Source organism: Bradyrhizobium sp., assembly GCF_036735945.1.
Lineage (GTDB): Bacteria > Pseudomonadota > Alphaproteobacteria > Rhizobiales > Xanthobacteraceae > Bradyrhizobium.
This window is the reverse complement of sequence record NZ_DAINNI010000185.1, coordinates 1-6,940: the sequence shown is the minus strand read 5'-3', so window position 1 is coordinate 6,940 and position 6,940 is coordinate 1. Positions and strand designations below refer to the sequence as shown.

At 64.0% G+C, this 6,940-nt stretch carries 8 protein-coding genes; 2 read left to right on the top strand and 6 right to left on the bottom strand.

Annotated features, from left to right (window positions below; all coding sequences use genetic code 11):
• The 6 genes from V7E26_RS28360 to V7E26_RS28335 form a co-directional block, all read right to left on the bottom strand.
• Positions 1 to 845, bottom strand: an 845-nt coding sequence (locus tag V7E26_RS28360; protein ID WP_324422700.1) for a 3-deoxy-7-phosphoheptulonate synthase class II, incomplete at its 3' end; no start/stop codon positions are given.
• A 202-nt stretch (positions 846 to 1,047) separates the two neighbouring features.
• On the bottom strand, positions 1,048 to 1,899 hold the full coding sequence (locus V7E26_RS28355) for a 3-hydroxybutyryl-CoA dehydrogenase (RefSeq protein WP_324422699.1): 852 nt from the start codon (positions 1,897 to 1,899) through the stop codon (positions 1,048 to 1,050).
• Positions 1,900 to 2,016: 117 nt separating this feature from the next.
• Positions 2,017 to 3,402, bottom strand: coding sequence for a glutathione-disulfide reductase (gor, locus tag V7E26_RS28350; RefSeq protein ID WP_324422698.1), 1,386 nt, complete (start codon positions 3,400 to 3,402; stop codon positions 2,017 to 2,019).
• 96 nt (positions 3,403 to 3,498) lie between these two features.
• The gene (locus V7E26_RS28345) at positions 3,499 to 4,044 is read right to left on the bottom strand and encodes a DUF2059 domain-containing protein (protein WP_324422697.1); all 546 of its coding nucleotides are present in this window, start codon (positions 4,042 to 4,044) and stop codon (positions 3,499 to 3,501) included.
• Positions 4,045 to 4,068: 24 nt separating this feature from the next.
• Positions 4,069 to 4,761 (bottom strand): ribose-5-phosphate isomerase RpiA, encoded by a 693-nt coding sequence (gene rpiA / locus V7E26_RS28340; protein WP_324422696.1) that lies wholly within the window; start codon positions 4,759 to 4,761, stop codon positions 4,069 to 4,071.
• A gap of 103 nt (positions 4,762 to 4,864) precedes the next feature.
• Positions 4,865 to 5,701, bottom strand: coding sequence for an SDR family NAD(P)-dependent oxidoreductase (locus V7E26_RS28335; RefSeq protein ID WP_324422695.1), 837 nt, complete (start codon positions 5,699 to 5,701; stop codon positions 4,865 to 4,867).
• 65 nt (positions 5,702 to 5,766) lie between these two features.
• On the opposite strand from V7E26_RS28335, the gene V7E26_RS28330 reads away from it, so the two are divergent.
• Both V7E26_RS28330 and V7E26_RS28325 read left to right on the top strand, forming a co-directional pair.
• Positions 5,767 to 6,453 (top strand): HAD family hydrolase, encoded by a 687-nt coding sequence (locus V7E26_RS28330; protein WP_324422694.1) that lies wholly within the window; start codon positions 5,767 to 5,769, stop codon positions 6,451 to 6,453.
• 240 nt (positions 6,454 to 6,693) lie between these two features.
• The coding region (locus V7E26_RS28325; protein WP_324422693.1) for a radical SAM protein at positions 6,694 to 6,940 on the top strand (247 nt) is incomplete at its 3' end.

Here is a 6,940-nt window from a genome sequence, read left to right as displayed (position 1 = left end):
CGGAAATATTCGACATGGCCGTGATCGAGCTGGCGGGTGCGGTCGCCGATCCAGATGAAATGGCCCGAGGTCGCGTACCAGTCGCCGGTCGTGGAATCGACGCGGGTGAACGCCTGCTCGTAGCCGAGCAGCAGCGCCTCATGGCTGGTGTAGAAATCGGTCGCGCGCAGCTCCGGATGGCTTTCGAGATCGAGGCCGCAGGCGCGCATGAAGTTGAGCGCGTCCGAAATACGGTCGGCCAGCTCCTTGTAGCGCCGCGACTGCGGGGAATCCTTGAGGAAGCCGAGCATCCACTGGTGCACGCTGCCGAGATTGGCAAAGCCGCCGGTCGCGAACGCGCGCAGAAGATTAAGCGTCGCGGCCGATTGCCGGTACGCCATCATCTGGCGCTGCGGATCGGGAATGCGCGCTTCCGGCGTAAACGCGATGTCGTTGATGATATCGCCGCGATAGCTCGGCAGCTCGACGCCACCAATCTTCTCGGTGTTCGACGAGCGCGGCTTGGCGAACTGCCCGGCGATGCGGCCGACCTTCACCACCGGCAGCGCGCCGGCATAGGTCAGAACCACCGCCATCTGCAGCAGCACGCGGAAGAAGTCGCGGATGTTGTTGGCGCCATGCTCGGCAAAGCTCTCGGCGCAGTCGCCGCCCTGCAGCAGGAAGGCCTCGCCCTTCGCTACCCGCGCCAGCGCCTTTTTCAGGTTGCGGGCCTCGCCGGCGAACACCAGCGGCGGGAACGTGGCGAGCTGCGCCTCGACGTCGGCCAATGCCTTGGCATCGGGATAGTCGGGCACTTGCAGCACCGGCTTGGTGCGCCAGCTGTCGGGCGTCCACCGCTCGGACATGAGGTCAACTCCTGAGCAAAAACCGTAACTTATCGGAAGGGCCGCGTTATACACAGGCCTTCGCCCCACCGCCAGTTAGATTTCAACCTGTCCTGACAAGCCCTTGCAGCGCAAGCCGAATTCGAATTTGCTGGCCGTACTCGCGGAAGCTGAGGGGGACAAGCAGCGGCCGAGCAGGCCTGACGCTAACCCACCTAACTGCTCACTTCCCGTAGCTGTAGAATCCCTGCCCGGTCTTGCGGCCGAGATGGCCGGCGGCGACCATTTCCTTGAGCAGGGGCGCGGGGCGATATTTCGGATCGTTGAAGCCTTCGTAGAAGACCTCCATCACCGACAGCATCGTATCGAGGCCGATCATGTCGGCGAGCGCCAGCGGGCCGATCGGGTGATTGCAGCCGAGCTTCATGCCGGCATCGAGGTCCTCGGCGGTCGCAATACCCTCCTGCAGCGCGAAGATCGCTTCGTTGATCATCGGGCACAGGATGCGGTTGACCGCAAAGCCCGGGCTGTTCTTCGCCGTGATCGCGACCTTGCCGACCCGCTTGGCAAAGGCTTCCGCCTTGGCGTGGGTGTCGTCTGAGGTCTGCAGACCGCGGATCAACTCCAGCAGCGCCATCAGCGGCACCGGGTTGAAGAAATGCATGCCGATGAAGCGGTCGGGACGATCGGTCGCTGCGGCAAGCTTGGTGATCGAGATCGACGACGTGTTGGTCGCGAGCAGCGCCTGCGGACGCAGCTTTGCGCAAAGATCCTTCAGGATCTTGACCTTCAGGTCTTCGTTCTCGGTCGCCGCCTCGATGACGAGATCGCAGGTGGAAAACTTTGTGGTGTCCGTGGTCGTCGTGATCCGCGCCAGCGCGGCCTGCCGGTCGGCATCGGTCATCTTCTGCTTGTTGACGAGGCGCTCGAGGCTACCGGACACAACAGACATGCCACGCGTGAGTGCGGCGTCGGAGATGTCGCTCATGACGACGGGGAGCCCGGCGGCGGCGCAAACCTGGGCGATGCCGTTACCCATGGTGCCCGCGCCTACGATACCGATCTGCTCAATCATTGTTGGTCTGCCCTTGTTCTAGAATGCCGGTCACGTAGCCCGCATGAGCGAAGCGAGATGCGGGAAGCAAAGGTCCCGGATATTGCTTCGCTCATCCGGGCTACAGATGAAACCACCCTACTCCGCCGCCTGCCTCACATGCCGCGCCGTCGGCGTCCGCATCGTCACCAGTTCTTCCGCGGCGGTCGGATGCAGCGCGATCGTAGAGTCGAAGTCGGCCTTGGTCGCCTTCATCTTCACCGCGATGGCCACCGCCTGCACGATCTCCGCGGCAGCGTCGCCGACGACGTGGCAGCCGAGCACGCGATCGGTCGTGCCGTCGACCACGAGTTTCATCAGCACGCGGGTGTCGCGGCCGGACATCGTCGCCTTGATCGGACGGAAATCTGCCTTGTAGATATCGACATGGTCGAATTGCGCGCGCGCCTGCGCTTCGGTCAGGCCCACCGTGCCAACTTCGGGCTGCGAGAACACCGCGGTCGGGATGGTGTCGTGATCGACCTTGACCGGACGCTTGCCGAACACGGTGTCGGCAAAGGCATGACCCTCGCGGATCGCCACCGGCGTCAGGTTCAGGCGATGGGTGACGTCGCCGATCGCATAGATGTTGTCGACCGAGGTCTTCGACCATTCGTCGACCGCGATGCCGCCATTCCCCGGATTGATGGCGACGCCGGCCTTCTCCAGCCCGAGATTGACGACGTTGGGGTGCCGTCCGATCGCGAACATCACCTTCTCGGAGGCAATGCTGGAGCCGCTCGACAGATGCGTGGTGAATTCGTCGCCGTGCCTCTCCACCTTCTCGATGGTGCAGCCGGTGATGATGGTGATGCCCTGCTTCTCCATCTCGGCGCGGACGTGCTTGCGGACGTCCTCGTCGAAACCGCGCAGGATGTTGTCGCCGCGATAGATCACGGTGACGTCGGAGCCGAAGCCGGCAAAGATGCCGGCGAATTCCAGCGCGATATAGCCGCCGCCCTGGATCACGATGCGCTTCGGCAGTTCGGTCAGGTGAAACGCCTCGTTCGAGGAAATCACATGCTCTATGCCGGGAATCTCGCGGCCGTGGTTGGGCGCGCCGCCGGTGGCGATCAGGATATATCTGGCGGTGACCTTCTCGCCGGTCATCAGGCGCAGCGTGTGGGTGTCTTCCAGAACTGCGCGGGTCTTCGCAATGCGCGCGCCTGATTTCTCGACATTGGCGGCATAGATGCCTTCGAGCCGCGCAATCTCCTTGTCCTTGTTGGCGACCAGCGTCGGCCAGTCGAAGGAGACGTCGGGGATGGTCCAGCCGAAGCCCGCGGCGTCGGCGATCTCGTGGCGGACATGGGAGCCGATCACGAACAGCTTTTTCGGCACGCAACCGCGGATCACGCAGGTGCCGCCCATCCGGTATTCCTCGGCGACCATGACCCTGGCGCCGTAACCGGCTGCGATTCGGGCGGCGCGAACGCCGCCCGAACCACCACCGATGACGAAGAGATCGACGTCGAATCCAGCCATGGTCAGCCTCAGTTTCCGCGAGTGGCGAGAGGCGAATAGCGAATGGTCAGCCGCCCCGGTTACGCGTCTTCCATTCGCTGCTCGCTATCCGCCCACTCAGATTTCCTTGCCGCGCTTCTTCATCTCGGCGCGGAACTGGCCGTTGATGACTTCGGCGAAGGCCTGCGCCCACTGGTTCATGTAGGACATGCTGAGCTGAATGGCGCGCGGTTCGGCGGTGAGCAGTTTCTGGCCCAGCGGCGACTTGTAGAAGGTGACGAGGTCCTTCAGCTCCTGCTCGGTGAATTCGTTGGCGTAGACCTGCGCCATGCCTTCGCCGATCTCCTTCTCGCGGCCGGCGAGATTCTTGGCGACGATCACCGCGACCTCGTTGAGGTCCTTCTGGTAGTTCAGATTGCTCTGCATCAGCGTGTTCTTGGTCTGCTCGACGAGATTGGGAACGGCCGCGGCATACATCCCGCTCGCATTCTTCATCGCCAGAATTTCCTTGGCGGCGGCGATCGCCGCCGGTGAGCCGGGCTTCATCCCGGGCACAGCCAGGGTGGGTGCCGCGTTTTTCTGCTGTGCGTCGGCCGGGACGGCGGTCAGGGCCAGTCCCACTGCAAGGCCGGCCGCCGACAAAATCCGTGAAAGGCTCTTCATTCCGATTCTCCTCGATTTCCGGCGTTACCGCCGCTCAACTACGCGAATTCCCTGGGCACCTGCCAGGAAGGCGGTGCTGGCCAGGCCAATGAACAACCCGTGTTCGACGACACCCGGGATCAGGCTCAACAGGCCCGCCAGACGCGGCGCATCCGTGATGCGCCCCAGATGGGCATCGACAATCCAGTGGCCGCCATCGGTGACAAAAACGTGGCCGTCCTTGCCCTTGCGGAGCCCCATTTGCCCGGAAACGCTGCTTTGGGCAAATGCCTTGGCCATGGCCCGCCGGGTTGCCGCCAGCCCGAACGGGATGACCTCGACAGGCAGGGGGAAACGGCCGAGGACATCGACCCATTTGCTGTCGTCGGCAATCACGATCATGCGATCCGAAGCGGCCGCCACGATCTTCTCGCGCAGCAGCGCACCGCCGCCGCCCTTGATCAGGTTGAGCGCGGAATCGATCTCGTCGGCGCCATCCACGGTGAGATCGAGCCGGTCGATTTCATCCAGCGTGGTCAGGGGAATCCTGCAGGCCTCGGCCTGGGCGCGGGTCGCTTCCGAGGTCGGCACGCCGATCACGCGCAAACCGCCGGCCACCCGCTCGCCGAGCAGGTCAACGAAGTGCCTGGCCGTCGAGCCGGTGCCGAGCCCGAGCCGCATGCCGTCCTGCACCTGCTCCAGCGCTTGGGCCGCCGCCTGCCGCTTCAGTTGGTCCATGTTCACGTGCTGACGATGCTCCCGGGAATCCGCCGATCCGCGGGCGCATGTCTAGCGTCGTTTTACCGGAAGGAACAGCGTCCAAAGTCCTGTGTAAGCAGGATTATGGAGGCGAAACCCGGTCCATCGCAGCCAGAATGGCGGCAAATCGCGGCTCGACCTCGGCCCGCATGCCGGGATGGGTGAAAATGTACAGCTCATCGTGGCGGATCGCGTCGAGTACGCGCGCCGCGACTGTCTCCGGCGCAAGTCCCGCGTCGATATTGCGGGCGATCGCCGCCACCGTCGCTGCCGCCGGGCTGGCGGGATCCAGCGGTTGCGACTGACCATAGCGAGCGGGTCGATTGCGCCCGCTCTCGCCGATACGGGTACGCACATAGCTGGGACATAACACGCTGACGCCGATGCCGAGCGGCTGGAGTTGCATCGCGAGCCCTTCCGACATGCTCACCACGGCAAATTTGCTCGCACAATAGGGGCTCAATCCCAAGCCGGGCTGCATCCCCGCCATCGACGCCGTGTTGACGAAATGACCGCCCTCGCCATGCGCGCGGATGTGCGGCAGGAAGCTCCTGATGCCGTGAAGCACGCCCATCAGGTTGACGTCGATCACCCATCGCCAATTATCGAGCGAGATATGGTCGATGCCGCCACCGGCGGCGACGCCGGCATTGTTGCAGACCACATGCACCTTCCCGAACGCGTCGAACGCGGCCTTTGCAGCGCGCTCAACGCTTTCGGCATCGGCAACATCGCAGACCGTGCCGCTTACATCGGGTGAGATGTCCTGCAGGTTCTTGACGGCCGCGTTCAAGGCATCCGTCTCGATATCCGCCAGCATCACTTTCATCCCGGCCCCAGCAAACGCACGGCCGAGCGCCACGCCGATCCCGGCAGCCCCACCGGTTATGAAGGCCGTCTTGCCGGCAAGCTCCCGCATGGTCGTTTCCTCATGATAGCAATTCCCTACTTGCATGATATCCCGCCTGCCGCTAGCCAATCCGGATGACCCTTCCCCGCACAATTGTCTTTGACCTTGACGGCACCCTCGTCGATACCGCGCCGGACCTGATCGCCGCACTCAATTACGTGCTCGACCGTGAAGGCCTGCCGCCGGTCCCCTTTGAATCCGCCCGCAGCATGATCGGCGCCGGGGCGCGCAAGCTGATCGAGCGCGGGCTCGAGGTGGATGGCCGCGTCACCAGCGCCGACGACCTCAACCGCCTCACCAGGGAATTCGTCGACTATTACGCCGACCACATCGCGGACGCTTCGCGGCCGTTCGACGGGCTGGAGGCCGCGCTCGACGAACTCGCGGCGCAGGGCTGCCGCTTTGCGGTCTGCACCAACAAGCTGGAATGGCTGTCGAAGCGGCTGCTTGACCAATTGGACCTGAGCAGACGGTTTTCCGCTATCTGCGGCGCCGATACGTTCGGTATCGCCAAGCCCGACCCGATCATCCTGCAGCAGACGGTGGCCCGGGCCGGAGGGACGATCGGCGCCACCATCATGGTCGGTGACGCCGGGCCCGACGTCGGCGTCGCGCGGCGGGCGGGCGTTCCCGTGATCGGCGTCGAGTTCGGCTATACGGACGTGCCGATCGCCGAGCTGAAGCCGGACCGGCTGATCGGCCATATGCGTGACCTGCCGGCCGCGGTGGAAGGGCTCAGAAAGGCCCCGCCTCCCTCGTAAAGCATTGACTTATCATGTGTATCTGCGACGATGCTTTGGCGTTACAGGTCCCCGCTCGAAGCCGAAGGACAGCGTCGGCCGACGCCCCTGCCCCGGCACACCCCGCGCGATGATCCCGGCCGCCGCGGCAGGATATTCTGATCGCCGTTGCGGATTGTGGGCGCCATACAAGGTGCCTAGATTATGGTAGCCAACAGTAGACAGAGGCAGCCTTCTGCAAGGCGACAAGGCAGTTTTTAAATGAGCGGATCCCCTTCACCCGATCAGCTGTTCCGTCCGATGGTTGACCCCTTCGGCCGGACGATCCGGTACCTGCGCGTATCGGTGACCGATCGCTGCGACCTGCGCTGCTTCTACTGCATGTCCGAGGACATGACGTTCCTGCCGAAGAAGGACCTCCTGACGCTGGAGGAACTCGACCGTCTGTGCTCGGCCTTCATCGCCAAGGGCGTGCGCAAGATCCGCCTCACCGGCGGCGAACCGCTGG

Bases quoted from the DNA above. Each gene is read 5' to 3' on its own strand.
- V7E26_RS28355 (WP_324422699.1), bottom strand. From the start codon at position 1,899: ATGATTGAGCAGATCGGTATCGTAGGCGCGGGCACCATGGGTAACGGC.
- gor (WP_324422698.1), bottom strand. From the start codon at position 3,402: ATGGCTGGATTCGACGTCGATCTCTTCGTCATCGGTGGTGGTTCGGGC.
- V7E26_RS28345 (WP_324422697.1), bottom strand. From the start codon at position 4,044: ATGAAGAGCCTTTCACGGATTTTGTCGGCGGCCGGCCTTGCAGTGGGA.
- rpiA (WP_324422696.1), bottom strand. From the start codon at position 4,761: ATGGACCAACTGAAGCGGCAGGCGGCGGCCCAAGCGCTGGAGCAGGTG.
- V7E26_RS28335 (WP_324422695.1), bottom strand. From the start codon at position 5,701: ATGCGGGAGCTTGCCGGCAAGACGGCCTTCATAACCGGTGGGGCTGCC.
- V7E26_RS28330 (WP_324422694.1), top strand. From the start codon at position 5,767: ATGACCCTTCCCCGCACAATTGTCTTTGACCTTGACGGCACCCTCGTC.